The sequence below is a fragment of the Pandoraea pulmonicola genome, from assembly GCF_000815105.2.
Classification (GTDB): Bacteria; Pseudomonadota; Gammaproteobacteria; order Burkholderiales; family Burkholderiaceae; genus Pandoraea; species Pandoraea pulmonicola.
The window spans coordinates 588792-615521 of record NZ_CP010310.2; the positions used below are offsets into that span (position 1 = coordinate 588792).

The 26730-nt window shown below is 65.0% G+C and carries 27 protein-coding genes and 1 tRNA gene; 10 read left to right on the forward strand and 18 right to left on the reverse strand.

Annotation, left to right across the window (positions count from 1 at the left end; translation table 11 throughout):
• Nucleotides 1-445: 445 nt before the first annotated feature.
• Nucleotides 446-1384, reverse strand: coding sequence for an RNA polymerase sigma factor RpoH (rpoH, locus tag RO07_RS02615; protein WP_039407819.1), 939 nt, complete (start codon nt 1382-1384; stop codon nt 446-448).
• A 222-nt stretch (nt 1385-1606) separates the two neighbouring features.
• Between rpoH and RO07_RS02620 the strand changes: the two genes are divergently transcribed.
• Entirely contained in the window at nt 1607-1990 is a 384-nt protein-coding gene (locus RO07_RS02620) for a nuclear transport factor 2 family protein (protein ID WP_039407821.1), read from the forward strand.
• 311 nt (nt 1991-2301) lie between these two features.
• Here RO07_RS02620 and ybiB read toward each other — a convergent pair whose 3' ends face one another.
• Nucleotides 2302-3255, reverse strand: coding sequence for a DNA-binding protein YbiB (gene ybiB, locus RO07_RS02625; protein ID WP_039407823.1), 954 nt, complete (start codon nt 3253-3255; stop codon nt 2302-2304).
• Between the two features lie 192 nt (nt 3256-3447).
• Between ybiB and maiA the strand changes: the two genes are divergently transcribed.
• Nucleotides 3448-4095 carry a maleylacetoacetate isomerase gene (maiA, locus tag RO07_RS02630; RefSeq protein ID WP_039407825.1) on the forward strand — a complete coding sequence of 216 codons (648 nt, stop codon included), beginning with the start codon at nt 3448-3450 and terminating at the stop codon, nt 4093-4095.
• A gap of 8 nt (nt 4096-4103) precedes the next feature.
• Nucleotides 4104-4730: a LysE/ArgO family amino acid transporter gene (locus RO07_RS02635; protein WP_039407827.1), complete on the forward strand. Its 627-nt coding sequence runs from the start codon at nt 4104-4106 to the stop codon at nt 4728-4730.
• 147 nt (nt 4731-4877) lie between these two features.
• Here the strand turns inward: RO07_RS02635 and ftsY are convergent, their stop codons facing one another.
• A complete protein-coding gene (gene ftsY, locus RO07_RS02640; protein ID WP_039407829.1) occupies nt 4878-6197 on the reverse strand; it encodes a signal recognition particle-docking protein FtsY in 1320 nt (439 codons plus the stop codon).
• A gap of 171 nt (nt 6198-6368) precedes the next feature.
• On the opposite strand from ftsY, the gene RO07_RS02645 reads away from it, so the two are divergent.
• Together RO07_RS02645 and RO07_RS02650 are read left to right on the forward strand one after the other, a co-directional pair.
• Nucleotides 6369-7787, forward strand: a complete 1419-nt coding sequence (locus tag RO07_RS02645) for a M16 family metallopeptidase (protein ID WP_039407831.1) — start codon at nt 6369-6371, stop codon at nt 7785-7787.
• A 33-nt stretch (nt 7788-7820) separates the two neighbouring features.
• Entirely contained in the window at nt 7821-9224 is a 1404-nt protein-coding gene (locus RO07_RS02650) for a M16 family metallopeptidase (protein WP_052267508.1), read from the forward strand.
• A gap of 39 nt (nt 9225-9263) precedes the next feature.
• On the opposite strand, the gene RO07_RS02655 is transcribed toward RO07_RS02650, so the two are convergent.
• Nucleotides 9264-10052 carry an ABC transporter permease gene (locus tag RO07_RS02655; protein ID WP_052266962.1) on the reverse strand — a complete coding sequence of 263 codons (789 nt, stop codon included), beginning with the start codon at nt 10050-10052 and terminating at the stop codon, nt 9264-9266.
• Nucleotides 10045-10962 (reverse strand): nodulation factor ABC transporter ATP-binding protein NodI, encoded by a 918-nt coding sequence (gene nodI / locus RO07_RS02660; RefSeq protein ID WP_039407833.1) that lies wholly within the window; start codon nt 10960-10962, stop codon nt 10045-10047. The genes RO07_RS02655 and nodI overlap by 8 nt, the downstream gene beginning before the upstream one ends.
• Before the next feature lie 308 nt (nt 10963-11270).
• Between nodI and rsmD the strand changes: the two genes are divergently transcribed.
• From rsmD to RO07_RS02675, 3 genes are all read left to right on the forward strand, one after another.
• Nucleotides 11271-11864, forward strand: coding sequence for a 16S rRNA (guanine(966)-N(2))-methyltransferase RsmD (gene rsmD / locus RO07_RS02665; protein ID WP_039407835.1), 594 nt, complete (start codon nt 11271-11273; stop codon nt 11862-11864).
• A 55-nt stretch (nt 11865-11919) separates the two neighbouring features.
• A complete protein-coding gene (gene coaD, locus RO07_RS02670) occupies nt 11920-12414 on the forward strand; it encodes a pantetheine-phosphate adenylyltransferase (protein ID WP_039407837.1) in 495 nt (164 codons plus the stop codon).
• 63 nt (nt 12415-12477) lie between these two features.
• On the forward strand, nt 12478-12735 hold the full coding sequence (locus RO07_RS02675; RefSeq protein ID WP_039407838.1) for a YfhL family 4Fe-4S dicluster ferredoxin: 258 nt from the start codon (nt 12478-12480) through the stop codon (nt 12733-12735).
• A gap of 120 nt (nt 12736-12855) precedes the next feature.
• On the opposite strand, the gene pth is transcribed toward RO07_RS02675, so the two are convergent.
• From pth to RO07_RS02710, 7 genes are all read right to left on the reverse strand, one after another.
• Nucleotides 12856-13452, reverse strand: coding sequence for an aminoacyl-tRNA hydrolase (gene pth / locus RO07_RS02680; protein WP_039414024.1), 597 nt, complete (start codon nt 13450-13452; stop codon nt 12856-12858).
• Between the two features lie 124 nt (nt 13453-13576).
• Nucleotides 13577-14197 carry a 50S ribosomal protein L25/general stress protein Ctc gene (locus RO07_RS02685; RefSeq protein ID WP_039407840.1) on the reverse strand — a complete coding sequence of 207 codons (621 nt, stop codon included), beginning with the start codon at nt 14195-14197 and terminating at the stop codon, nt 13577-13579.
• Nucleotides 14198-14353: 156 nt separating this feature from the next.
• Nucleotides 14354-15301, reverse strand: coding sequence for a ribose-phosphate pyrophosphokinase (locus tag RO07_RS02690; RefSeq protein WP_039407842.1), 948 nt, complete (start codon nt 15299-15301; stop codon nt 14354-14356).
• A 48-nt stretch (nt 15302-15349) separates the two neighbouring features.
• A tRNA-Gln gene (locus RO07_RS02695) sits at nt 15350-15426 on the reverse strand.
• Nucleotides 15427-15479: 53 nt separating this feature from the next.
• Nucleotides 15480-16349, reverse strand: a complete 870-nt coding sequence (gene ispE, locus RO07_RS02700) for a 4-(cytidine 5'-diphospho)-2-C-methyl-D-erythritol kinase (RefSeq protein ID WP_039407844.1) — start codon at nt 16347-16349, stop codon at nt 15480-15482.
• Between the two features lie 233 nt (nt 16350-16582).
• Nucleotides 16583-17278: an outer membrane lipoprotein LolB gene (locus RO07_RS02705; RefSeq protein WP_039414027.1), complete on the reverse strand. Its 696-nt coding sequence runs from the start codon at nt 17276-17278 to the stop codon at nt 16583-16585.
• Nucleotides 17279-17310: 32 nt separating this feature from the next.
• Nucleotides 17311-19233 (reverse strand): tetratricopeptide repeat protein, encoded by a 1923-nt coding sequence (locus tag RO07_RS02710; RefSeq protein WP_237171362.1) that lies wholly within the window; start codon nt 19231-19233, stop codon nt 17311-17313.
• Nucleotides 19234-19366: 133 nt separating this feature from the next.
• Here RO07_RS02710 and mutM point away from each other — a divergent pair, with 133 nt between their 5' ends.
• Both mutM and mutY read left to right on the forward strand, forming a co-directional pair.
• On the forward strand, nt 19367-20197 hold the full coding sequence (gene mutM / locus RO07_RS02715) for a bifunctional DNA-formamidopyrimidine glycosylase/DNA-(apurinic or apyrimidinic site) lyase (protein WP_039407847.1): 831 nt from the start codon (nt 19367-19369) through the stop codon (nt 20195-20197).
• An 82-nt stretch (nt 20198-20279) separates the two neighbouring features.
• Nucleotides 20280-21446: an A/G-specific adenine glycosylase gene (gene mutY, locus RO07_RS02720; protein ID WP_039407849.1), complete on the forward strand. Its 1167-nt coding sequence runs from the start codon at nt 20280-20282 to the stop codon at nt 21444-21446.
• A 22-nt stretch (nt 21447-21468) separates the two neighbouring features.
• On the opposite strand, the gene rapZ is transcribed toward mutY, so the two are convergent.
• The 6 genes from rapZ to RO07_RS02750 form a co-directional block, all read right to left on the reverse strand.
• Nucleotides 21469-22338 carry an RNase adapter RapZ gene (rapZ, locus tag RO07_RS02725; protein WP_039407851.1) on the reverse strand — a complete coding sequence of 290 codons (870 nt, stop codon included), beginning with the start codon at nt 22336-22338 and terminating at the stop codon, nt 21469-21471.
• 152 nt (nt 22339-22490) lie between these two features.
• A complete protein-coding gene (locus RO07_RS02730; protein WP_039407853.1) occupies nt 22491-22817 on the reverse strand; it encodes a PsiF family protein in 327 nt (108 codons plus the stop codon).
• A 133-nt stretch (nt 22818-22950) separates the two neighbouring features.
• Nucleotides 22951-23916: an HPr(Ser) kinase/phosphatase gene (gene hprK / locus RO07_RS02735; RefSeq protein ID WP_039407855.1), complete on the reverse strand. Its 966-nt coding sequence runs from the start codon at nt 23914-23916 to the stop codon at nt 22951-22953.
• A 57-nt stretch (nt 23917-23973) separates the two neighbouring features.
• Nucleotides 23974-24429: a PTS IIA-like nitrogen regulatory protein PtsN gene (gene ptsN / locus RO07_RS02740; RefSeq protein ID WP_039414029.1), complete on the reverse strand. Its 456-nt coding sequence runs from the start codon at nt 24427-24429 to the stop codon at nt 23974-23976.
• A 227-nt stretch (nt 24430-24656) separates the two neighbouring features.
• Nucleotides 24657-25010: a ribosome hibernation-promoting factor, HPF/YfiA family gene (gene hpf, locus RO07_RS02745; RefSeq protein ID WP_039407857.1), complete on the reverse strand. Its 354-nt coding sequence runs from the start codon at nt 25008-25010 to the stop codon at nt 24657-24659.
• A gap of 142 nt (nt 25011-25152) precedes the next feature.
• Entirely contained in the window at nt 25153-26655 is a 1503-nt protein-coding gene (locus RO07_RS02750; protein ID WP_472462556.1) for an RNA polymerase factor sigma-54, read from the reverse strand.
• Nucleotides 26656-26730 lie beyond the last annotated feature (75 nt).

Genomic DNA, 26730 nt, shown 5'->3' on the forward strand with positions numbered 1-26730 from the left:
TTGAAATTGTCAAACCGCGGCACGCGGGGGCGGATGACACGCACACAACGCCAGTTCGATGCAGAGCCGGCGCCATTGACGGCGATCGGCGAGGAGCGGATTCGAGACACGGATTCGGCGCGGCGAACGGCCCCCGGGCCGTCCTTCGCACGCGGCATGGCCACGTACGAACTGATTCTATCGACGAGCGAGTCGGCTCACCTTGCGATGCATCAAGTCAGGCACAGATGGTCCGTGAACTTTGGATGTCCGCAATGCGAGGGGGCGATGGGTGAAGTGGTGGAGTGCCGGGCGGGAACCGGCGCCCGGCATGCGAGGGCGGCCGCCAAACAAAGGCCCCGCGAATCTCGCGGGGCCTCGGGGGATGTGTTGCATCGCCGCGCCGCGGCGTTACCGAACTGCGTCGGCGGCGTGCGGCATTTTGTCGCGTGACTTGCGCGTGACGTCAGGCATACGCTTGCAGCGCGCCCTTCATCTTCTTCATCGCGGCCACTTCGATCTGACGGATACGTTCGGCGGACACGCCGAATTCTTCCGCCAGCTCGTGCAGCGTGGCGCCGCCACTGCCGTCATCGTCGACCGCCAGCCAGCGCGCTTCGATGATGCGGCGGCTGCGCGAGTCAAGGCGGGCGAGCGCCGTTTGCAGACCGTCGCTTTGCAGATGGTCGCGCTCGCGCGCGGCGATCACGGCGGTCGGTTCCTGATGCGTATCGGCCAGGTAGGCGATCGGGGCGAAGCTCGCGCTGTCGCTGTCGTCGCCATGACCTTCGAGCGCGATGTCGCCGCCGGACATGCGCGTTTCCATCTCGATGACGTCTTCGCGCTTGACGTTCAGATCGCGCGCGACCTGATCGATCTCTTCCGGCGTGAAAGCCTGCAAGCCCTGCTTCTGGCTGCGCAGGTTGAAGAAGAGCTTGCGCTGGGCCTTGGTCGTGGCAACCTTGACCGTACGCCAGTTGCGCAGCACGTACTCGTGAATCTCGGCCTTGATCCAGTGCATGGCATACGACACGAGTCGCACGCCCTGCGAGGGATCGAAGCGCTTGACGGCCTTCATCAGACCGATGTTGCCTTCCTGGATCAGGTCGGCATGCGGCAGGCCGTAGCCGAGGTAGTTACGCGCGATCGACACCACCAGGCGCAGGTGCGAGAGCACCAGCTTGCGGGCGGCTTCGAGATCGTCGTGTTCCCGCAGGCGCTTGGCGAGCGTCTGCTCTTCCTCGGCGGAAAGCATGGGGATGCGGTGAACAGCCTGAATATAGCTGTCGATATTGCCCAGACTGCCCGGCAGCATCAATGCCGACGGGGCAAGAGCAAGGGCACGCGAAGTCGGCGCCGTGCCGGTGGCCGGCGTCGTCGGATGCAATGTGGCGGCAGTACTCAAGTGGTGGACTCCTGATTAGCCTTTGGGAAAGCATTTTAGCACTCTATCCAGATGAGTGCTAAAGACGTTAGAACCCTTACAGGACGGGAAGTTTCCGACCTCTCGGGGTTTTCCAGCACCCCCCGTCAAACGAGGAAACTCACTGGCGCAAACGTCACGCGGATGGTGTAAATTGCAACCCAAGCCGGGGGCGTTCGGTGCCGGCGAAGATGGGAGATCAGCATGGCTGGTAAGCATATCGACGCGGTGCGTGCGCTCGAGACTGCGCGGTTTGGCGCGATGGTCGAGGGCGACGTCGAACAACTGGACTCACTCCTGGCAGACGGCATGCACTACGTGCATTCCAACGGCAAACGCGAAACCAAACGCGAATTCCTCGACGCGCTTACGTCGGGCCGCCGCCGATACCTCGATATCGACATCCGGGCGCAGGAACTGCGCCAGTTCGGCGACACCGTGGTCGTGACGGGCAAGGTCTGGGTCGAGCTGGAAACGGCCACGGGCTCGCTCGAGTCGCAGATGGCCTATACGGCGGTGCACGTGCGCGAAGCCGAGGAATGGCGGCTCATCTCCTGGCAGGCGACCCGTTTGGCGTCGGCGGACTGAGGCCTGGCTTTCGGCGGCTTGCCCGTCCGTTCGCCTCTGCCTTCGTCACCCATCGAGCGTGATCTCTAAAATCTGAAGATTGGATTTATTTCGGGACAAAATGTTCCGAATAATTGATATTTTTCTGATTTGACGGCCACTCGGACGGCTTTCGAGCGAATGCCGTGGTTTTGGCTCGATATAGGCAGAATCGGCGACTGGGGGCGCTTCGTGCATTCTTGACGAAGCGGACACGGCATGAAACCCATCTCTGGCCTCTGGCCTCTGGCGTCAGCCCCGCCTACACGTCTCCACCCCGTCAAGCGCCTTCGTCAGTCGAGCCCCAGCGCTCCACGAATGACGCCGAGCTGGCGCGCGATCGGCCCGGGAATCCTGGCGTCTCCCGCCAGTACCGCCTCGATCCAGCGGGCGGTGGCCGCAGCGTCGGCCGCGGGCAGCACGGGCGGTGCGCCTGTCGCACCGTCTTCCGCCTCCTGCCAGAGCCGGAGCGTGCCGTCGCTAAAGCCCTCGATGGCGGCCTGACGGCGGGCGTCCGCGACGGGTTCGCCTTCCGTGCCTCGTGAGAGAAGGACGCCGGGGGCGGGACTGTTGCCCGCATCGCGGAACATCTCGCCGAGCGTGTCCCGATATTCCGGATGGGTGTAGTTGATCAGCCGCAGCGCCGGCCCCGCAAACGGTTGCAGCAGCTTGACCACCGTGTGCCCTGAATTGCGCACGCCCAGCGCGGCGCGCATTTCGAGCAGGCGCTCCAGCGCGGGGGAGAGCGCCGCGATCGGCAAGTAGGCGACGCGCCGAGCCTGCAAGGCCGCTTCGGCCTGCGCGCCCGACTGGCAAGCCTCGTAGCCCAGTTCCGCGAAGATCGCCTGCGTGCCGACCCGATTCGCGCCGCTGTGATGCTGGCCGTGAACGAGCACCGGGATGCCTTCGCGCGCGAGCAGAAGGGCGAGCAGCGGCGTCAGATTGGGTTGTTTGCGCGCCCCGTTGTAGCTGGGCAGCAGCACGGGTGGCGGGGCGTCGGCGGGCGCCGTGAGCGGCGTGAAGGTGGCGTGCGCGGCGTCGAGCATGGCGCGCAGTTCGACCGGTGTCTCGCCTTTGATCCGGTACGCGATCAGCACGCCGCCGAGCTCGGCCGGGGCCACCTGGTCGGCCAGAATCGCGTCGAACAGCGTACGTGTTTCGTCGGCGCTGAGCGCGCGTGCGCCCTTGGCCCCCCGGGCGATGATCTTGAGCAACGGCGCACAGGCAAAGGGAGCGGCAGGGGTCATGACACGTCGGGATCGGTTCGGAGGACGGCGCGGGTCGCGAGTGCGCCGGTGAGCACCCATCATACGCAATCAAGTGTCCTCGGGGCCAGCGCTTGAAGTACCATCTCGGGTTCCGACGCGTTGCCCACCGCCCTCCGTCGCGCTCCCGGGTACCCGCCCGCGTCTCCCCATTTGCATTGAACGAGGTTTGCCATGCCCACGCTGTACAGCTATTTCCGCAGTTCCGCCGCGTATCGCGTGCGAATCGCCCTCAACCTCAAGGGAATCGACTACGAGACGATGCCGGTGCATCTGGTTCGCGACGGCGGCGAGCAGCTCAAGCCGGCGTACCGGGCGCTGAACGTCAACGGCCTGGTGCCGACGTACGTCGACGGCGACGTGAACATTCATCAATCGCTGGCGATCATCGAATATCTGGAAGAGACGCACCCCACGCCCGCGTTGCTGCCCGCCGATCCGGCGGCGCGCGCGCAGGTACGGGCGCTGGCGCTCGACATCGCGGCCGACATCCATCCGATCGACAACCTGCGCGTACTGCGGTACCTCAAGCACGACTTGAGCGTCACCGAGGAGCAGAAGAATGCGTGGTACGTGCATTGGATCGTCGAGGGCTTCAAGGCGCTGGAGGCGCGGCTTGCCGCTCAGTCGCCGCAAGGCAGGTTCGTGTTCGGCGACACGCCGACGCTGGCCGATTGCTGCCTCGTGCCGCAGGTCTACAACGCCAACCGGTTCAAGGTGGACATGGCGCCGTTCCCGCGCATTGCCGCCATCAACGCACATTGCGCGACGCTCGACGCGTTCCGGCGCGCCGCGCCTGAAGCGCAACCCGACGCCGAGTAGGCCGGGCGATGTTCGATCCGGCTTTCTGGCGAGGCATGGCGCTTGGCGCGAGCCTCATCGTGGCGATCGGTGCGCAGAACGCGTTCGTGCTGCGGCAGGGGATTCTGCGACGCCACGTCGGCGTGGTCGTCGCCGTCTGCACGTTGTGCGACATGACGCTCATCGCGGCGGGCGTGGCCGGCATGGGGGGACTGATCCAAGCCTATCCGAGCTTTCTGACGGCCGTGACGTGGGGCGGCGCCGCGTTCCTGTTCTGGTATGGGCTGCGCGCCTGGCGCGCGGCGTTTCGCGGCACGGGTGCGCTGCAGGCCGACGGCAGCCGCGCCGCCACGCAGGACATGACCTGGCAGCGCGCCTTCCTGCTCGTGTCGATGCTTTCGCTGCTCAATCCGCACGTCTACCTCGATACGGTGATTCTGCTGGGCGGCATCGGCGCGCGCGAGGCGTATCCGGGCAACGTCTGGTTCGCCGCGGGCGCGATGCTGGCATCGGTGCTGTGGTTCACCACGCTCGGATACGGGGCGCGCCTGCTCGCGCCGCTGTTCTCGCGAGCGCGCGCGTGGCAGATCCTCGATGGCGTCGTCGGCACGATGATGTGGGGACTCTGCGCAGGGCTTGTCGCGCAGCAGTTGTGACGTTCCGGTAAACGGCAGAGGGTCCGCGGCGGAGGCGCCACGCTCGCTGAGCCGCCGAAACGCCGAGTCCCCGAGTTCCCGAAATGCAAACGGCCCGCACACGGAAGTGGCGGGCCGTCTCGTTTCATCGGGTCCGACGCGAGGCGCTTATCCCAGCAAGGCGTCTGCGAACTCGCGTGCGGAGAACGGTTGCAGATCCTCGACCTTCTCGCCCACGCCGATGAAGTACACCGGCACCGGACGCTGGCGTGCGATCGCGGCAAGAATGCCGCCCTTGGCCGTGCCGTCGAGCTTGGTCACGATGAGGCCGGTGAGTTGCAGCGCGTCGTCGAACGCCTTGACCTGCGCGAGCGCGTTCTGGCCGGTGTTGGCGTCGATCACGAGCAGCACCTCGTGCGGCGCGCCCTCGGCGGCCTTGCCAAGCACGCGCCTGATCTTCTTGAGCTCCTCCATCAGATGCAACTGCGTCGGCAGGCGGCCTGCCGTGTCGGCCATCACGATATCGATCCTGCGCGCCCGTGCCGCGTTGACGGCGTCGAAGACGACCGCCGCCGGATCGCCGCTTTCCTGCGAGACGACCGCCACGTTGTTACGCTCGCCCCAGATCGTCAACTGCTCGCGAGCCGCCGCGCGGAACGTGTCGCCGGCGGCGAGCAGCACCGACTGCCCGTAATGCTGAAAGTGCTTGGCCAGCTTGCCGATGCTCGTCGTCTTGCCGGCGCCGTTCACGCCCGCGATCATCACGACCAGCGGCGCTTCGCGGCCGAGCACGAGGCTCTGCTCGAGCGGTTGCAGCAGTTCGACCAGCAGATCGTGCAACGCGCGCTTGACCTGTTCGCCTTCGGTCAGGCGTTCGGCCTTGACCTTCTTGCGCAGCGCGTCGAGGAGGAAGGTGGTGGCTTCGACGCCCGCGTCGCTCATCAGCAGGGCGCCTTCGAGTTCCTCGAAGAGATTCTCGTCGACCTTCACGCCGACGAAGATGCCCGTGAGGCCGGCGCTGGTCTTCGACAGACCGGTCTTCAGGCGCGTGAGCCACGAGCGCTTGGCGGCCGGCGCGGGGGCCGGGGCGGCGACGATTTCGCCGATGGTTTCACCTTGCGCGTCCTTCACGACGACGGGCGCGGGCGGTGGTGCGACGTCCACCGGTTCTGACGTGGTCGATGCGTCCGGCGTTGGGATTTGGGCCGAAATGGAGTCGGACGCTTCCGTGTTTTCGGCGGCGCTTTGCACCGGCTCGCTCACCGTCGGCGTCGCAGGTGTGGCGGGGGCGGTGGGCGCGGTGGATTGATGGGACGCGGGCGATGCGACGTTCGCCTTTGCGTCGCCCGCGGTGGCAGCAGGCGCCGTCGGTTCGGTGGCCTGGGCCGGCTGAGCCGAGTCGGTCGACTCGACGGATTCTGGCGATGCGGGACTCGTCTCGGCGGCCTTGTTGCCGCCCGACTTGAAGCGCTTGAAGAAACTGAACATGGGGTGAGGAACTCGACGTGGGGGCGCGCGGTCGGCGTGCGTCTCTGATTTGCCTTGCCATTCGCGTCGTACAAAACCCCCTACAATGGGCGAGTCGTTGTTTCCGACGCGGGAAATGCGACGTATTTTATCAGACGCGTATCGACGTCCATGACGGGCGAAAGGGGATCCATGACGGCAACCATGCGCTGGCGACACGCCTTGGTCGGACTGACCTTGGCCGGGCTGATGGGCCTGAGCCATGCGGCCGACACCGGCGGCAGCAAAACCACGGACAACACTTCGGAATTCACGCTATCGAACGGCCTGCGGCTGATCGTGCGCGAAGATCACCGCGCGCCCACGGTCGCTCACGTGGTCTGGTATCGCGCCGGCTCGCTCGACGAGTTCAACGGCACCACGGGCGTCGCCCACGCGCTCGAACACATGATGTTCAAGGGCACGAAGTCCGTCGGCGCCGGGCAGTTTTCGCGCCAGGTCGCCGCGCTGGGCGGCCGTGAGAACGCCTTCACCAGCAAGGACTACACCGGCTACTTCGAGCAGACGGAGAAGTCGCGCCTGCCGGAGATGATGCGTCTCGAGGCCGACCGCATGGCCAATCTGACGCTCTCCGCCGACGAATTCGCGAAGGAGATCCAGGTGGTCATGGAGGAGCGCCGTCTGCGCACCGACGATCAGCCGCGCGCACTGCTCTACGAACAATTGATGGCCACGGCGCTCGTGGCCAATCCGTACCGCCGCCCGATCGTCGGCTGGATGGACGACCTGCAGCACATGACCGTGCAGGACACACGCGACTGGTACGAGCGCTGGTATGCGCCGAACAACGCCGTCGTGGTCGTGAGCGGCGACGTCGATCCGGCGCAGGTCAGGCAGTTCGCCGAAAAGTACTATGGGGCGCTCAAGCCGCGCGCGTTGCCCGAGCGCCGTCCGCAGAACGAGCCGGCACAACTGGGCGTGAGGCGCGTCTTCGTGAAGGCGCCGGCCGAGAATCCGAACGTGATGCTGGCGTGGCGTGCGCCGCGCCTGACCGACGTCGAGAAGGACGACGACGTCTATGCGCTGCAGGTGCTTGCCGCCGTGCTCGACGGCTACGGCAACGCTCGGCTGACGAGTCGTCTGGTGCGCGAGCAACGCATCGCCAACGATGTCGGAGCGAGCTATGACGGCGTGGGCCGGGGCCCGCAGTTCTTCCTCCTCGACGGCACGCCGGCGCAAGGCAAGACGCCCGAGCAGATCGAGAAGGCCTTGCGCGCGCAGATCGCCGACGTCGCAGCACACGGCGTGACCGAGGCGGAACTCAAGCGCGTGAAGGCGCAGGTGGTCGCGTCGCAGATCTACAAGCGCGACTCGGTGTTCGGGCAGGCCATGGAGATCGGCCTGAACGAAATGTCGGGCATTTCGTGGCGGCAGATCGATCGCATGCTCGAAAAGGTGAAGGCGGTAACGCCCGCGCAAGTGCAGGCGGTGGCCGGCAAGTACTTCGGCGACGATTCGCTGACGGTGGCCACGCTGGTGCCGCAGCCGATCGACGAAGCGACACGCAAGCGCCGCGCCCAAGGGGCGGAAGACCTGAAGAACATGCGCTGAGAGGGCCACACGATGATGAAGATTTCCGCACTGATGCGTGCGCTTTCCCCTGTGCGCACGAGTCTGCTGGTGTGCGCGGCTGCGCTCGCCTCCACCGCCGCGCAGGCGGCATTGCCGATTCAGACCTGGACCGCGCCGTCCGGCGCCAAGGTGCTACTCGTCGAGAGCCGGTCGATTCCGATGATCGACCTGAACATCGATTTCGATGCGGGCAGCCGCTACGATCCGCCGGGCAAGGCCGGCCTGGCGCTGCTCACGGCGGGCCTGCTCGACGCCGGCGCAATGGCGGCCGGTGGGCGTCCCGCGTTGACCGAAGCGCAGATCGCCGACCGCTTCGCCGATGTCGGCGCGATGGCGGGCACGCAGGCCGGCCGCGACGCCGCGACCGTCACCATGCGCACGCTGTCCTCGGCTGCCGAGCGCGACGCGGCGGTGAGCACCATGGCGCAGTTCCTCCAGCATCCGACGTTCCCCGAGGCCGTACTCAAGCGCGAATCGGCGCGGCTGTCGGCTGCGATCGCCGAAGCCGACACGAAACCCGAGGCCATCGCCGAGAAGGCGTTTCTCCATGCGATCTATGGCAGCCATCCGTACGGTGTGACGGCAACGGTGGCGAGCGTCAACGCCGTCAAGCGCGACGATCTCGTGCGCTTCTATCGCGACATGTACAGCCCGAAGCGGGCGGTCGTCACGATCGTCGGCGACATCGACCGCGCGCAGGCGGAGAAGGTCGTCGCCACGCTGACGGATGCGATGCCGGCCGGCGTCACGCCGCCCGCCATGCCTGCCGTGGCCCCGCTGCGCAGTGCCGTGCAGATCGATCTGCCGCACCCGGCGGAGCAGGCGCACATCGTGACGGGGCAGGCCTCGATGGCACGTAGCGATCCCGACTACTTCCCGTTGCTCGTGGGCAATTACGTGCTGGGCAGCGGCGGGTTCGTGTCGCGGCTCACGGCCGAAGTGCGCGAGAAGCGCGGTCTCACGTACGGCGTGTCGAGCGCCTTCGTGCCGCAGTTGCAGGAAGGGCCGTTCGAGATCAGCCTGCAGACGCGTCGCGAGCAGGCGCGCGACGCGCTCAAGGTCGTGCGCGAGACGCTCGGCAAGTTCGTGCAGGACGGACCGACCGATGCGGAAATGCAAGCCGCGAAGGACAACCTCGTCAACGGTTTCCCGCTGCGTCTGGACAGCAACCGCAAGCTGCTGGCGAACGTGGCGGCCATCGGCTTCTACAATCTGCCGCTCGACTATCTCGACACGTGGACCGAGAAGGTCAAGGCCGTCACGGCGGCGCAGGTCAAGGAAGCCTTCGCGCGCCACGTGCAGCCGGATCGTCTGGCCACGATCGTCGTCGGACCGGGTGACGTGTTCGGCGCCGCAAGCAAGGGTGCCACCGCCCCCGCCGCCGGCAAGTCCGGTACCGGCACGAAGGCGAAGTAATCGTCCGTAGCGATGCCGTATCGCTGTGTCGCTGCTGCGTCACCGGAGAATCCGGCGGCGCAGCAGTACCAGTGCGACGGCGAAACCCACGATGGCGTAGACGGCGAGCGCACCGGCATGCAGCCACGGCTGGTCGAGGGAGCGTCCGAGCATGGCGGGGCGGATCAGGGCCACGGCATGCGCGAGCGGCAGCCACTCGGTGATGTGGCGAGCGGCGGACGGCAATTGCGACAACGGGAAGAACACGCCGGAGAGCAGCAGCATTGGCGTCATGACGAGCGTCTGGTAGAACATGAAGAAGTCGTAGCTCGGCGCGAGCGACGTCATGACCATCGCCAGACTCGCGAACGCTAGGCCGGCAAGCAGGACCACCGGGAAGACGATCGCGAGGCTGTCGAGGCGCGCATAGCCCAGCACGCTGGCCACGATGAGGATGGCCAGCCCCGAGAGCACCGCCTTGCTCGCCGCCCACACCACCTCCCCCAGAACCACGTCGCCCAGCGTGAGCGGCGTGTGCATGAGGGCCTCCCAAGTGCGCTGCACGTGCATGCGGGAGAAGCCCGAGTACATCGACTCGAAGCTCGCGGAGAACATCACGCTCGAGCCGACGGTACCCGCGGCGAGGAATGCGATGTAGGACGTGCCGTCCACGTTGCCGACCATCATCCCCAGTCCGAAACCCAGCCCGAACAGGTAGATCATCGGATCGGCCAGATTGCCGAACATCGACGCGATGGCGAGCTTGCGCCAGACGAGGAAGTTGCGCCGCCAGACGCCGATCCACGCCGCGGCCCCCGGAAGATAACGCGGTGCATGGGGCTTATTCATCGCGCATCTCCCGTCCCGTGAGTTTGAGGAAAACGTCCTCGAGGTTCGCGCGGCGATGGAGGTAGCGGACGCCGGGCTGGTGCTGCAGCGCGGCCACGAGAGGCGCCGCATCGCGCACGTAGCAGAAATGCGTCTCGCCGCTCGTCTCGATGCGCTCGGCCAACGGTGAGATCTGTGCGAGCAACGCCCGCGGCACGTCGCCGAAGAGCTCCACCACGTCGCAACCGATTTCGCGTGCGACGAGTTCTGGCGGTGTGCCCTCGGCAATCTTGCGCCCAGCATCTATCACGCACAGGCGATGGCACAGCCGCTCGGCCTCCTCCATGAAATGCGTCGTCAGCAGAATCGTCTTGCCTTCGTTCATCAACGATTTGAGACGTTCCCAGATCAGATGCCGCGCTTGCGGATCGAGGCCGGTGGTCGGCTCGTCGAGTACGAGCAGGTCGGGATTGTTGATGAGCGCGCGGGCGAGTGTGAGGCGGCGCTTCATGCCGCCGGAGAGCTGGCCGACGCGGGCGTCGGCCTTGGCTTCGAGCCGCGCGAAGGCCAGCAGGGCCGGCACGCGCTCACGAATCTCGGCGCGCGAGAGGCCGAAATACCGGCCGAAGACGGCAAGGTTCTCGCGCACGGTGAAGTCGGGATCGAGATTGTCGAACTGCGGCACCACGCCGATGCGTCGCCGAGCCTCGGGCGCCGACTGCGGCACGGGCATGCCGCCGAGCCGGATGTCGCCGGCGTCGGGCGTCACCAGGCCCAGCAGCATGCGCAACGTGGTCGTCTTGCCCGCGCCGTTGGGCCCCAGCAGGCCGAAACACTCGCCGGGGGCGACGCGAAGGGAGAGATGATCGACGACGGGACGGTCGTCATAGGTCTTGCAGAGCTCTGTTACCTCGATGGCGGCAGCGGTCATGACGAATCGGGCGGACTCCTGTTGAGCGACAGTCGGGGACGGCTGGGGCTTGGCCGCGCCTGGCGCTTCGCCGCACCGGGGACGCGTGTGCCGGTCCGGCATTGCGTATCCCGATGGGGCTGGGGGGACGGGCGATGTGGTATGTTTCGCCTCAACAATGTAGCGTGGTTTGCCATGAATTTGGATTTCCTGCGTGCGAATCGCCGCGCGCGACCTCTTTTTTGCATCGAAGCGGACCCTCGCGTCACGCACACCGGTGCATTCGGCCCGGCTGTTTTGACTGCCGCGGCGATCTCCCGGAGCGCATCATGAAGTCTGGTACCGGCAACGTGGCGCGCAACGCGCCGCAGCAGGTGCGCATCATCGGCGGCCAATGGAAGCGTACGCCGCTGCCCGTGCCACCCGGTGACGGCCTGCGGCCCACGCCCGACCGCGTGCGCGAGACGCTCTTCAACTGGCTCGGACAGGACCTCAGCGGTATGCAGTGCCTCGACGCGTTCGCCGGCAGCGGCGCGCTCGGATTCGAGGCGGCGTCTCGCGGTGCGGCCCGGGTCGTGATGATCGAGCAGGCCGCGCCCGCGGTGCGGCAACTGCGGGCGAATCAGGCCAAGCTGGGCGCTGGCCAGATCGAGATCGTCCAGGCCGATGCGCGGCGTCTGATAACCACACTCGCGCCCGGGGCTTTCGACGTGGTATTTCTCGACCCCCCGTTTGCCAGCGGCTGGCTGGGCGAGCTGCTGGCGCCGGCTGCCCGTCTGCTGGCGCCGGACGGCGTGATCTATGCCGAATCCGACTCGCCGCTCGAGGACGAGGCGCTTGCCGCGGTCGGCCTTGCCTGCCTGCGCCGGGCGAAAGCCGGGGCGGTGCATTATCATTTGCTTGAATCGATTCCGAAAACCTAGAGACCACAATGAACAAGTACGCAGCATCGGTCCCCAGCCGCGAGGAGACGTTGGCATGGTAGTGGCGATCTATCCAGGGACGTTCGACCCGCTCACCCGAGGGCACGAGGACCTGGTCCGCCGTGCTGCGGGCATCTTCGACAAGCTTGTCGTCGGGGTGGCCGATAGCAAGAACAAGAAACCGTTCTTCACGCTCGAGGAGCGTATCGACATCGCGCGCGAAGTGCTGGGCCACTATCCGAACGTGTCCGTCGAAGGGTTTTCCGGGTTGCTCAAGGACTTCGTGCGCAAGCATCAGGCCCGCGTGATCGTGCGCGGTCTGCGCGCCGTGTCCGATTTCGAATACGAGTTCCAGATGGCGGGCATGAACCGTTATCTGCTGCCCGATGTGGAAACGATGTTCATGACGCCGTCGGACCAGTACCAGTTCATCTCGGGCACGATCGTGCGCGAGATCGCGCAACTGGGCGGCGACGTCAGCAAGTTCGTGTTCCCTTCCGTCGAAAAATGGCTGGTGACGAAAGTCGGCGACCAGTCGGCGAAGGGGTGAGTATCGTGTGTGCCGGCCGGGCTCTCCGGCCCGCCGGTATCGCGATACGGCTGGAGGTGCCGTATGGCCTTGATGATTACCGATGAATGCATCAATTGCGACGTGTGCGAGCCGGAGTGCCCGAACGACGCAATTTCGATGGGGGTCGAGATCTACGAGATCGATCCGAACAAGTGCACCGAATGCGTCGGTCACTTCGATGAACCGCAGTGCGTGCAGGTGTGTCCGGTGGAGTGCATTCCCATCAACCCCGAACACGTCGAGACGCGCGAGCAACTACTGGACAAGTACACCCACCTGCAAGCGGCCAAGTCGGCCTGATTTCACGTCAGGCCGCGTTCCGCTTCACATCCCCGGAAACCACGCGAGAGATCTGCGGGCGGCCGAAGGCACCCTGCGGCGCCTTGGCCATGCATCGAGCCGCACATCCGCGCGACTTGCTTACTTCCCGGGCGCGGCGTGCAGACGCATCATCGCCTTTTCCATCTCGCCCTTGACGATCAGGTCGACGACGTCGAGCGAGCGCGACATCGCGTCGTCGATTAGCACCTGCTCTTCCTTGCGCGGCGGCTTGAGCACGAAATCGACCACCTGCTGCTGGCTGCCGGCTGGCTGGAGCGTGCGCGGATGCCCGATGCCCAGGCGCAGACGCCAGAATTCCTGCGTGGTCAGGTGCGCGGCAATGTCCTTCAGGCCGTTGTGTCCACCGCTGCCGCCGCCTCGCTTGAGTTTCACGGCGCCGGGCAGGAGGTCGAGTTCGTCGTGCACGACAAGGATCTCGTCGGGCAGGATCTTATAGAAGCGGGCCAGTGCGACGACGGACTGGCCGGAGCGGTTCATGAACGTCTGCGGCTCGAGTAGCCAGACTTCCTGACCGGCCACGCGCGCACGCGCAGCGAAGCCGTGGAAGTTTTTCTGGTTGGAGAGCGATGCGCCGCATTGCTGTGCCAGTGCGTCGACAAACCAGAAGCCCGCGTTGTGACGCGTCGCTGTGTATTCGGCACCCGGATTGCCGAGCCCTACGATCAGCTTGATCATTTCGGTGTCGGAGGTGTTGGTGCAGGTGTTGGTACGCCATGCACCGCAATAAAAAAACCCGCCGGACATGATGTCGCGGCGGGTCTTGCGTCCAGCGTCGCCGCTGAAGGCTGGCGCGCGTGGCTTAGGCAGCCGGCGTTTCGCCTTCGGCAGCCGAGGCAGCGGCTTCATCGGCAGCAGCGCCAGCCGGTTGGACGGCTTGCGCCACCACCGGGTTTTCCTGCTCGACGTGCAGCGTCAACGTCACGCCGGCGGGCAGCTTGACGTCCTTGGCGTGCACGGTCTGGCCGGCTTCCAGCTTCGACAGGTCGACTTCCAGGAATTCCGGCAGCTTGCCCGGCAGGCAGCTGATGTCCAGTTCGTTCAGCGTGTGGCTGATCACGTTCGAAGCCAGCTTCACGGCCGGGGCGTTCTCGGCGTTCAGGAAGTGCAGGGGCACCTTCACGTGAATCGACTTGTTCGGATCGACACGTTGGAAATCCACGTGCAGAACGAGTTGCTTGAACGGGTGGTACTGCACATCGCGCAGCAGCACTTGTTCGGTCTTGCCGGCAACTTCCAGGTCGAGAATCGACGAGTGGAAAGCTTCCTTGCGGAGGGCGTGCCACAGTGCGTTGTGATCGAGTTCGATCATTTTGGCTTCAACGTTACCACCGTACACGATGCCCGTAGTCTTACCGGCATTGCGCAGGCGGCGGCTCGCACCCGTACCTTGCTGATTGCGCTCAAAAGCGACGACTTTCATAACAACTCCTTGTACTGCCCGCGACCAGGCAGTGATTTCTTCCCGAAATACCCGCTGAAAAACGCGGGTTTCAGGAACGACAAAGGCGAGGAAACGCTCCTCGCCGACATAACAACGGCGCCACACCGGCGCCGCTGCAAAAACTTTACCGAACGCTTATTCCGCGAACAGCGACATCACCGAGTCGCCGCGTCGGATGCGCGAGAACGTCTCGGCGAGCAGGTTCGCGCAGCTCAACTGGCGAATCTTGCCGCCCTTCGAGTCGTCGCGCAGCGGAATCGTGTCCGTCACGACCACTTCGTCGAGCTCCGAGGCGTTGATTCGCGCCGCGGCGCCGCCCGAGAGCACCGGATGCGTACAGTAGGCGTAGACCTTCTGTGCACCGCGTTCCTTCAACACCTGTGCTGCCTTGCAGAGCGTGCCAGCGGTGTCGACCATGTCGTCCATGATGACGCAGGTACGACCTTCGACTTCACCGATGATGTTCATCACTTCGGCCACGTTGGCCTTCGGACGGCGCTTGTCGATGATGGCCAGATCGCAATGCAGCTGCTTGGCCAGCGCACGGGCGCGCACCACACCGCCGACGTCCGGCGACACCACCAGCAGGTTTTCGTGGTTCTGCTCGCGCACATCCGCCAGCAGCAGCGGCGACGCATAGATGTTGTCGACCGGGATATCGAAGAAGCCCTGAATCTGGTCGGCGTGCAGGTCCATCGTGATGATGCGCTCGACGCCTGCGATTTGCAGCATGTTGGCCACGACCTTCGCCGAGATCGCCACGCGCGCCGAACGGGGGCGGCGATCCTGACGGGCATAGCCGAAATACGGGATGGCAGCGGTGATCCGGCCGGCGGAAGCGCGCTTGAGCGCGTCGACCATGATCATCAGTTCCATCAGGTTGTCGTTGGTCGGAGCACACGTCGACTGGAGGACGAAGACGTCCTTGCCGCGCACGTTTTCCTGAATTTCGACCTGAATCTCGCCATCCGAGAAGCGGCTGGCCATGGCCTTGCCGAGAGGGATACCGAGCGTGTCGACGACCGCTTGGGCCAGGGCGGGATTGGCGTTCCCGGTGAATACCATTAGGTTATCACTACTCATCTGGCTACCTGCGGAACGTTGGATGCTGAGACTCGACAACAGAGAAATTGGCAGGGGAGGAAGGACTCGAACCCTCGTATGCCGGAATCAAAATCCGGTGCCTTAACCAACTTGGCGACTCCCCTACACTAACCGGTACCTTCGCTGCGCCGTAGGAAACGCAACAAAGCAAAACTTTTCACGCGAAGGCGAACAGCGGGTGTTCGGCCAGGCTAGTGGTCACTTGACCGAGCCAGCGCTCCGGCAATCGCTTGCATGCGGCTTCCGCTTCCGCCTTCGTGTCGAATACCGCAAACACGCTGGCGCCGGATCCTGTCATGCGTGCCGTGGTGAAGGTTCTGAACCAGTCAATCACAGCAGCGACTTCCGCGTATTCCCGAGTGACTACCGCCTGCATGTCGTTACGGAAGATTTCATCCGTTTCGAACACGTTTTTGTTGGCGTGCTCAAGAAAGAACGCCATTGTGACGATCTTCGAATCCCTTGTCAACAGGGGGTCGCGAAATATTTTGTCCGTCGCGACGTGCACGCGCGGGTTGACGACGAGAAAGTGCCATTGCGGCAGATTCACCGCGTGCAATGATTCGCCCAGCCCCTCGGCGAAGGCATTGCGGCCGAACACGAAAAACGGCACGTCCGCGCCGAGCTTGAGGGCCAGCGTCTGCAGTTCCGCGCGCGGCAGATCGAGCTGCCACATCCGGTTCAGGGCGAGCAGCGTGGTGGCGGCGTCCGAGCTGCCGCCGCCGATGCCGCCGCCGGCCGGCAAACGCTTCTCGATGGCGATGTCCACGCCGAAACGCACGCCGCAGTGTTCCTGCAGAAGTCGGGCCGCCCGCACGGTGAGGTCCGTCTCCGGCGGCACGCCCGGCAGCGGATTCGTGTGGACGATGCGCGCGTCGTCGCGGCGTTCGAAATGCAGCGTGTCGGCCCAGTCGATCAGTTGGAAGACGGTTTGCAGTTCGTGATAGCCGTTGGGCCGGCGTCCCACGATATGCAGGAACAGGTTCAGCTTGGCCGGAGCCGGGCAGTCACGCAGGATTTCGTACATGGCGATGCGAAACGAGAGCTATCGGAGTGCGCGGCGGTGGCGCCGGCATCCGGAGGCGGGGAGTCGTCCCCGGGAAATTCGCTGACGGCGGGCATTGCAGGGCGCAGGCGTTGATCCGCGCCAGCAGTTGCATCGGCATCGTCGGCATCGGTGACGACGTGCACCCGAGTCAGGCGGCGCCAAGGATAGCACCGCCGGCGCAAGCGTGCCGAAGTGGCCCGCTGAGTCTCGTCTTACTCGTCGATGACCAGTCGCACCGCGAGAGGCGAGCCGTCGAGATCGCGCGACAGATCGATGCGTTTGACGCGCAGCGGCGTGCCATCGAAAAACGCCTGATAGTCGATGGTCCAGCCGTCCTGCTTCAGATGCGTGGGCCGTTGCGTCCGCGGGTCATGCTCGATGCTCCCCCGCGATCCGGGAGCGCTCTGCATGCGCAACCAGTAACGAAGGCCGCCGACCGGCAGCGCGAAGCCAAGCGCATCGTGCATCACATCTTCCAGGCGCGGCCCCGTGAGCGGTGCCTTGCCCGGCAACTCGAGCGACGCGCCGCGCGGATTCTCGCGCACGATCGCCTGCGTTTGGCCGAGCGGATCCAGCAACTGGACGACGGCGTTCTCGCCGCTTTGCTGCCAGTCGAAATTGCCGTACGTGTTGCGTGGCTCGCCATTCTGTTCGTAGCGCACGGAGAAGCGGCCGCGATAGTGTTCTGTGCTTGCATCGGCCGACTGAGCGATGGGCGTCGGCGGCGCGAGGCTTGCGCAGCCGCTCGCGAGCAGCGCGAACGATCCGGCCAGCGCGAGCGCTGCGCCGCGACGGGAAACGCGGCGAGTGGCACGCGAAACGGAGTGGCCGGCGTGGTCGGCACGGTTGACGAAGCGGGCCGCCAAGCGAGCGGCGGCGTGCGCCAACCGCGAGCGCCCCGTTGACATCGGAAACCTCTGCAACATCGGCAATCCCTGTATTACGGCGCCACGTTGTAGCGCTTCATCGTCGAGCGCAGCGTATCGTCGTCGCCGTCGAGCTTGAGCGCTTCACGCCAGGTCTTGCGCGCCTCATCCTGCTGGCCCGACTCCCACAGCACCTCGCCCAGGTGTGCGCCGATTTCCGCCTGTGCCTGAATGCCGTACGCGCGACGCAGCAGTTCGAGCGCCTGCTGTTTGTCGCCGAGGCGATATTTCACCCAGCCCAGGCTGTCCATGATGTACGGATCTTCGGGCGAGAGCGCCGACGCCTTTTGCAGCAGCTTGAGCGCCTCGGGCAGGCGCGTGTTGCGTTCGGTCAGCGAGTAGCCGAGTGCGTTGTAGGCCTGCGCGTTCTCGGGCTGCGCCGTCATCACGCGCCGCATCGCCTTTTCCATGACGTCGTAGTGCTTGTTCAACTCGGCGACCATGCCGTACTGATAGAGCAGGTCCGCGTCGTCCGGATGGTCCTTGACCTCGGCCGCGAGCAGCTTTTCCGCGTCGTCATAACGCTTGGCCTTCACGAGCAGGTCGGACTCGGCGCGCTTGAGCGCCAGTTGTTCGCGCGGATCGCTCGATTTGATACCGTGCAGCAGCGCGCGGCCCTCATCGACCTTGCCCTGATCGGCGAGCAATTGTGCGCGACCGATTTGCGCGGGCAGATAGGCATTGCTGTCCTCGCGAATCTTCGAGAGCCACTTGTCCGCTGCCGGGTAGTCCTTACGATCCTGCGCGATCTGCGCGAGATAGACGTAGGCCTGGGCGCCGTCGGTATTCTGCTCCTCGGCCTCCGCCGCATACTTCTGCAGATACTGCTCGGCCTTGTCCGGATGCTTCGCGTGCAGGCTGAGCAACGCAAGCGCCATCAGCGTCGAGAGCTCGTGCGGATAGCGCTTCTCGAGCGTTTCGAACTGCTTCTGCGCGCCGTCGAGCTGGTTGTCGGCGAGCAGCAGCTTGGCGTAGGCGAAGCGGGCTTCCTTGGCGTTCGGGTTGCGATCGAGGAAGGTTTTCAGTCCGGCGATGGCGCTGGTGCGCTCCGACGGGCCCATCTGGCCGTAGAGCAGCGCCGCAGCCTCGTAATCCGGCTTGATCCTGAGGGCGTTTTCGAGCGACGCGCGTGCGCCGGCGGTATCCCCGGCGTCGAGCTGCGAGCGCGCGATGGCCAACTGCGCTTCGGGGCGCTGCATGTCGTTCGCCAGCATGCGCTTGAGCGAGTCGATGCCCGTGGCCCGCTCGGGGCTGCGCGCAATCATCTGCTGCAATTCGAGAATGGCCTGACCGCGACGCGCTTCCGGCACCTTGTTCAGCTCTTCGACGAGCAGCGGCTCGGCTTCGGCCAGGTGGCCGGTGCCGACCTGCAGGCTTGCGAGCAACTGCGACGCCGGGCGCCACGTCGGATCGAGTTGATGCCACAGGCGGGCGGCGATCAGCGCGTCGCCGAGCTGGCGCGCGCCCAACGCGATTTCGACCGCACGGCGCGCCATGCGCGGATCCTTGGTGCGATTCGCCAGCGCGATGTAGGTGTTGTAGGCGGGAGCGAGATTGCCGCGCTGCAGACTCAGTTCCGCGGCCATTACTTCGAAGACGATCTCGCTCGACAGCGCGACGTTCGGCAGCTTTTCCTTCGGGGTGGCGGCCGCGGCATCCTCGGCATCGACACCGCCATTTGCCCCCGGCGCGGACGCCTTGGCGGGCGCGGCTGCCGGACCGCTTGCCGATGAAGCCGGTGAAGCGGGCGTGGCAGGGGCCTTCGGTGTGTTCTGGGCCAATGGGTGACGCGTGCCGCCCTGGACCGTTTGCGCGAAGGCGCTCGAAGCTGGCAAAAATGCCATGATTGCGCTGGCGCAGGTCACGCCAAGCGCCGTGGCGCCGGCCCACGCCCCGCGTGCCAGTGCGCCGCGCAGGCGCAAGGCCACGGGTGCCACGGTTACCGCAGTCTCGGAAGCGGTGGGGATGGACTGGATTCGGGTGTTCGGCATAGGGTTCCACGGCAGGTTTCGAGCGATTGTAGCGCGCCCGATACAATAGAGTCTAAATCCTCAGCAAACGTTCGCCGGCATGCCTGAACTCCCGGAAGTCGAAGTCACCCGCCGCGGTATTGCGCCGCACGTGGCGGGCACGCGCGTCGCACGTATCGACGTGCGCAACGCCGCATTGCGCTGGCCTGTGCCCGATGGTCTCGACACGCTGCTGCGGGGCGAGACGCTCGTCGGCGTCGAGCGTCGCGGCAAATACCTGCTGCTCGAATATGCGCCTGGCTGGCTGCTGGTGCACCTCGGCATGACCGGTACGCTGCGCGTGATGCCCGAGCCGCTGGCGCTGCCGGCGGCCGGCGTGCACGATCACATCGATCTCGTATTCGAGCGCTGCGCGCTTCGCTATCGCGACCCGCGCCGCTTCGGCGCGATGCTGTTCCATCCCCGCTCGGCGGGCGACGTCCTCTCGCACCCGCTGCTCGCGAGTCTCGGCGTCGAGCCGTTGTCGGATGCTTTCGACGGCAACCACCTCCATGCCGGCACGCGTGGGCGCACCGTGGCGATCAAGCAGGCATTGCTCGCCGGCACCATCGTGGTCGGCGTGGGTAACATCTACGCCTCCGAGAGTCTGTTTCGCGCCGGTATCCACCCGCGGCTGGCCGCGGGCAAGCTGTCCCGCCCACGCGCAGAAAGGCTCGCGCAGGCCATCAAGGTCGTGCTTGCCGCCGCGATCGAGAAGGGGGGCAGCACGTTGCGCGACTTTGTCGGCAGCGACGGTAAAAGCGGCTATTTCCAGCAGGAGTATTTCGTCTACGATCGCACCGGGCAGCCGTGTCGCGTGTGCGGCACGCCGATTCGCCAGATCGTGCAGCAGCAGCGCTCGACGTTCTTCTGTCCGCACTGCCAGAAATGACGCACGCGCGGCGGTTCACCGGGATACCTGAAGGCACCCCCGACCGCGCGGCACAGTCCACGACGCTCCCCCCGACATTTCCATGAACGCATCGTCCTCCGATTTCTCCGCCGGCTCGTTGGCCGACACTTTCGCCGAGCGGCTGATCGCCTGGCAGGCCGAGCACGGCCGTCACGATCTGCCGTGGCAGAACACGCGCGACGCATACCGCATCTGGCTGTCCGAAATCATGCTGCAGCAGACGCAGGTCGCCACGGTGATTCCGTATTACGGCCGCTTTCTCGAGCGCTTTCCCGACGTCGCCGCGCTCGCCAACGCCCCGCAGGACGACGTGATGGCGCTATGGAGCGGCCTTGGCTACTACTCCCGTGCACGCAATCTGCATCGCTGTGCACAGGTCGTGGTGGCCGAGCACGGTGGACGTTTTCCGTCGGATCCCGAGACGCTTGCCACGCTGCCCGGTATCGGCCGCTCGACGGCCGCCGCGATTGCGGCGTTCGCCTACGACGCGCACGCCGCGATTCTCGACGGCAACGTCAAGCGGGTGCTGGCGCGCGTATTCGGCATCGAAGGATTTCCGGGCACACCCAGGATCGAGCGCGAGATGTGGGCGCTGGCCGAGTCGCTGCTGCCCGAACGCGATCTGCCCGCCTACACGCAGGGCATGATGGACCTCGGCGCCACACTGTGCGGGCGCGGCAAGCCGCGTTGCGGCGAATGTCCGTTCGACAGCGATTGCGTGGCCCATGCGACGGGGCGCGAGCGTACGTTGCCCACCGCCAAGCCAAAGAAGGCGCAGCCGGAGCGCTATGTCGATGTGCTGGTGATTCGTGCGGGCGAACGCGTGCTGTTCGAGCGGCGTCCGGACAGCGGAATATGGGGCGGCCTGTGGAGCCTGCCGGAACTCACTCCCCCCACGGACGTGCCCGATGCGGACGGCGCCTCGCTGCGAGAGCGTCTGTGTGCACACGCGGCGGCGCTCGGTGCGGAGCAGGGAGCGGTACAGTCGCTCACGCCGCTGCATGGTCTCACGCACGTCTTCACGCATTTCAGATTGCATTTGCGACCATGGCTGGTGACGCTGTCGCCAACTTCGCAGGCTTCGCGCGATCGCCAATCGCCGCAGGGCGACGCGCGTCGCGCCTGGCTCGACGCCGCAGGCACGTCTGCCGCCGGGCTGCCGTCGCCCATCCGGAAAATCGCCGACGCATTGTCGCCGGGCGACGGTCAGTTGTCGCTGCCGACCTGAACCCGATGCCGACGCCCGCCGCTCAGGTTGTCTCGAGCGGTGCGAGCTCGCGATGGCGCACGAGTACGCTCGCTTCCTGGCGGAAGCGCTCTCCCAACGTCTCGGCGATGAAGACTGAACGGTGCTGCCCTCCCGTGCAACCGATGGCGACCGTCAGGTAGCTGCGGTTATCGCGCATGAAGCTCGGCAGCCACTTCTGCAGATATGCACCGATGTCGTCGATCATTTCGTAGACCTCGGGAATGGCCGACAGGAAGTCGATGACCGGCTGATCGCGGCCGGTGAGCGGCCGGAGTTGCGTGTCGTAGTACGGGTTGGGCAGCGAGCGCACGTCGAAGACGAGATCGGCGTCGAGCGGCACGCCGTGCTTGAAGCCGAACGATTCGAACATCAGCGTGAGTCCCGTGTGATCGTGCTGCACGAACTCACGGATCCAGCGGCGCAGCGCACTCGCGCGCAGATTACTGGTGTCGATCTGATGACCGAGTTCGGTCACGCTGTTGAGCATTTCGCGCTCTTTCTCGATGGCTTCCACCAGTGAGCCATTGGCCGACAGCGTGTTGTCGCCGACCGAGAGCGGATGGCGGCGGCGCGTCTCGGAGAAGCGCTGCACCAGGGTTTGCGTGTTCGCGTTCAGGAACAGCACGCGAACATCGTGGCCGAAGCGGCGCAGACCGCCGATGATCGGCGGCAGATCGGCGAGCGAGCCGCCGCTGCGAGCATCGATGGCGACGGCCAGTCGCGTGTAGTTCTGCGTTTCGAGGTACTCGGCAAGCTCAGGCAGAAAGCGCGACGGCAGGTTGTCGACGCAGTAATACCCGGCATCTTCCAGAACATTCAAGGCGAGCGATTTGCCGGAGCCCGATACGCCGGTAATGAGTACGATCTTCATGGCATTTCCCGAATACAACCCTCATGGTAAGCGATTGCGTCTTGCGGGTGTGGTGTTCGGCGCGTTCTTGGCATTCCGGCGCAAATCGAGCGTCACAAACGAAAACGGCGCCCGGAGAGGGCGCCGTTCGGCTGATATCGGCGTGGATGGCCTCAGGCTGCGGGCTTGTTCGACAGGCAGGACTTCATGAACGCCTTGCGGTCGTCGCCCTTCTTGTCGCCAGCTTGCGCGTTGCAGGTCTTCATCTTTTCCTGCTGGGTCTGCTTGGCCGATGCTGCGGGCTTGTTCGACAGGCAGGACTTCATGAACGCCTTGCGATCGTCGCCTTTCTTGTCGCCGGCCTGTGCGTTACAGGCGCTCATCTTGTTTTGCTGCGAGTTGGCCTTGTGAGCCGCTTCGGGGGCCGCGGCGGTCTGGGCGAACACGGGCGATGCGAGCAGCGGGGATACCAGGAGCAGTGCAGCGAATGCTTTCTTCATGATTGTCTCTCCATTAGGTCGACACGCACGGGGAAGAACCGCGTGGCGATTACAACATGAAAGAAAACGCGCCGCAATCGCGCTGCGTTGACAGAATGTCGCGTGGAATGCGGTAAACCCCGAGCCGCGAGGCTCAGAGCAGCTTGCCCTGCATGCCGTCGGGATCCTGCATGGCCTGGCGCTGGCGCTCCATGAAGTCCTTGAGCGTGTCGATGCCGCGCAACTGAAGGATCGTGTTGCGCACGGCGGCTTCCACGAGCACGGCGAGGTTTCGCCCTGCCGCCACCTGCAGAATCACCTTGTTGATGGGCAGGCCAAGCACGTCCACCGTCTGGGCTTCGAGCGGCAGGCGCTGGAATTCGCCGTCCGGGCGGCGCACCAACTGGACGATCAGCTTGAGCTTCATCTTCCGGCGCACGGCAGTCTCACCGAAGATCGTCTTGATGTCGAGCAGGCCCAGCCCGCGCACCTCCAGCAGATTTTGCAGCAGCGGCGGGCAGCGGCCTTCCACGAAATCCGGCCCGAGTCGCACGAAATCTACCGCGTCGTCCGCCACCAGGCCGTGCCCGCGGCTGATCAATTCCAGGCCGAGTTCGCTCTTGCCGAGGCCGGAATCGCCGGTGAGCAGCACACCCATGCCCAAAATGTCGATAAAAACGCCGTGCATCGTGCATCGTGGGGCGAACACACGCGAAATGTACAGGCGCAGGCTATCGATGACCGAAGCGGTCGAGAGCGGGGTGGTGAACAGCGGCGTGGACGAGCGGGTGCACCGCAGCACCAGATCGGGCGGAGCTTCGAGCCCGTCGGCGACCACCAGGAACGGCGGTTCCAGGGCGATGACTTCGCCCATGTGGCGTTTGCGGTTCTCGTCGCTCAGGCGCTGGTAATAGCGCAGTTCGGCCTCGCCGAGCACCTGGATGCGGTTCGGGTGGATGAGGTTCAGGTGACCCACGAGGTCGGCGCTCGAGGTGGCGGTCGCCACGCTCTCGGGCGTGAAACCACGCTCCCAGCCCTCGTGGCCGGTCAACCACGACAGACGCAGCGTCGCGGCGTTGTCGTCGAAAATGCTCTGCGCGTTGATGCCGGTCAGTTCCACCGCGTCGCCTCGTTCGGTTGGGTATGGGGAGCTACGGGACTCGAATTTGGCGGTGGCTCAGGGCTGCCAGTTCGCCAGTGCCGCGTGGATGTCCTCGGCGCTGGGCGCGTTGCTCAATGTCTCGCGCATCGAGCGATCGGAGAGCAACTGCGCGATTTCGGACAGAATTTCGAGGTGCTGCTGCGTGGCCTGTTCCGGCACGAGCAGGAAGAAGAGCAGGGAAACGGGCTGGCCGTCGGGGGCCTCGAACGGAATCGGGTCGTCCAGACGCACAAAGGCCGCCATCGGGTGCTTGAGCCCCTTGATGCGGCCGTGCGGAATGGCGACGCCCTCTCCCAGACCGGTCGAACCCAGCCGCTCGCGTGCGAACAGATTGTCGGTGACGAGCGCGCGCGACAGGCCGGCGTTGTTCTCGAACAGGAGCCCTGCCTGCTCGAAGACGCGCTTCTTGCTTGTGACGGACAGTCCAAGCAGGATATTGGACGCAGGTAAGAGTTTGACTAAACGGTTCATCTTGTAATGCGGGCGCACGCGTAGTCGCCCTCCAACCCCCGATTTGACCTCGCATTATAGACCACCCGTAGCCGCGTCAAGCCAGATGCGTCGCCCCATACAAAAGGGGCCGTTCAACGGCCCCGCGGTGGGTGATGCCAGATTTATGACAGACGTAGATTCGCTCGTGTGGTTCCGTGCGGGTTTGCGTCAGTGCCAGTCGATGCGACTACCACGCCGGAAAGGAGTTACTGGAGCGGTTCCGCCTCCGGCGGCTGTTGATGCTTGAGGGCTTCGCGGCCATGATCCTGCACCTTGTCCTTGTATTGCATAACCTTGCGGTCGAGCATGTCGATCAGCTTGTCGATGGCGGCATACATGTTCTCGTCACACTTCTCGACGAAAATCTCCTTACCCTTGAGATACACGGTGACGCTGGCAATCTGGCGTCCGGTCTTCTCCTTGGTCTTGTCGACAGAGAGGATCACCTCGGCGCCGATAAGCTGGTCGAAATGCCGCAACACGCGTTCAAGCTTGTTGACGACGAATTCGCGCAGGGACGGCGTGAGCTCGAGATGGTGTCCACTGATCTTCAGATTCATAGCTGCTCTCCTTGCTGAAATGCCGAAGTGCAAGCCGCGTCACGAGCGACGCTGGCTGGCGGGAGTGCGAGCCATTGACGTGACGCAATGTCGCACTGCGGCGTGATGCCCCAGCGAGCCAACATGGCGCACCAGGACTGTCCTACAAAGATTTGCGCAAGTTCACTGCGGGGATTCGCATGGCCTCGCGGTACTTCGCGACGGTGCGCCGCGCAACCACGAATCCTTGCTCTGCCAGCAGTTCCGCGATACGGCTGTCGGAAAGGGGGCTCTGGGGGTCTTCTGCTCCTATCAGTTGCTTGATGAGGGCGCGGATGGCTGTGGACGACGCAGCCCCTCCGGCTTCCGTGGCCACGTGCGACCCGAAGAAGTACTTGAGCTCGAAGGTTCCAAATGGAGTGAGCATGTACTTACTCGTTGTCACCCGTGAAATCGTGGATTCATGTAAACCCAGCGTATCAGCAATCTCTCGCAAAACCAAGGGCCGCATGCCGATTTCGCCATGCGTGAAGAAGTTCTTTTGACGCTCGACAATAGCCTGCGCGACGCGCAGGATCGTGTCGAACCGCTGCTGGATGTTCTTGATGAGCCAGCGCGCTTCCTGGAGCTGCTGCTGGAGGTTGCCGGTGCCCGGGTCGTTGCGGTTGTTGCGCAGGATGCGCGCATACATTTCGTTGATGCGCAGACGCGGCATGACTTCGGGATTGAGCTCGGCGGTCCAGCCGCTGCCCTGCCTGCGCACCAGCACGTCCGGCACCACGTAGTCGGCGGGTGGCGAGCCGTAGGCGGCTCCCGGGAACGGATCGAGCGAGCGGATCAGTTGATGCGCGGCGCGCAGCGCGTCCTCGCTCACGCCCAGCAGGCGGCGCAGACGCGTGTAATCGCGCGCGGCAAGCAGTTCCAGATGGTCGCAGACGATGCGCAGCGAAAGCGTGCGCACGCCGCTGGCCGGCAAGCGCTGCAGTTGCAGGCGCAGACACTCGGCGGGGCTGCGGGCGCCCACGCCGGCCGGATCGAAGCTCTGCAGCAGTGCGAGCGCGGCGTTGATCTCCTCGGTCTCCAGCGCCAGTTCTTCGGGCATTTCCGCCTGAATTTCGTCCAGCGTGGTCCCGAGATAGCCGTCTTCGTCGAGCGATTCGATGAGGAATTCCACCAGCGCGCGATCACGCGGGCTGGCCTTGGTCAGGCGCAACTGGGCCAGCAGGTGCTCGCGCAGGTTGGGATGGTCGACGTGCAGTTGCGGACGCGCGTTGTCATCGTCATCCGAAGCGCTGCCCGTGCGGGCGAAGTCGTTCAGGCTCCAGTCGCTGCCATTGTCGCCCGCGTTGTCGTCGAAGCGCGTTTCGCCGTCGAGTTCGCGGGCGTCGTCGTGACCATTGGCGGCTTCGGAACGATCGTTGCTGCTGACCGAGGTGCTCCGTTCGTTGCGCAGCGACCCGTCCGTGCCCACGCGCACCGAGCCCGCGAGCCAGTCGTCTTCTCGCTCGAGCATCGGGTTCTGGGTGAGGGCGTGCTCGACTTCCTGCTGGAGTTCGAGCGTCGACAGTTGCAACAACCGGATCGATTGCTGCAACTGCGGTGTGAGGGTCAGGTGCTGCGAGGTGCGAAGTTGGAGGGTCGGTTTCATAGCGTGTCTCGCCTTCATTGTAGAGGCTTTGTCACGTCAACGGAACCGGCCCGGCGCCCTATCGAGGGCAGGGTTTACATGCGAAAAATTTCC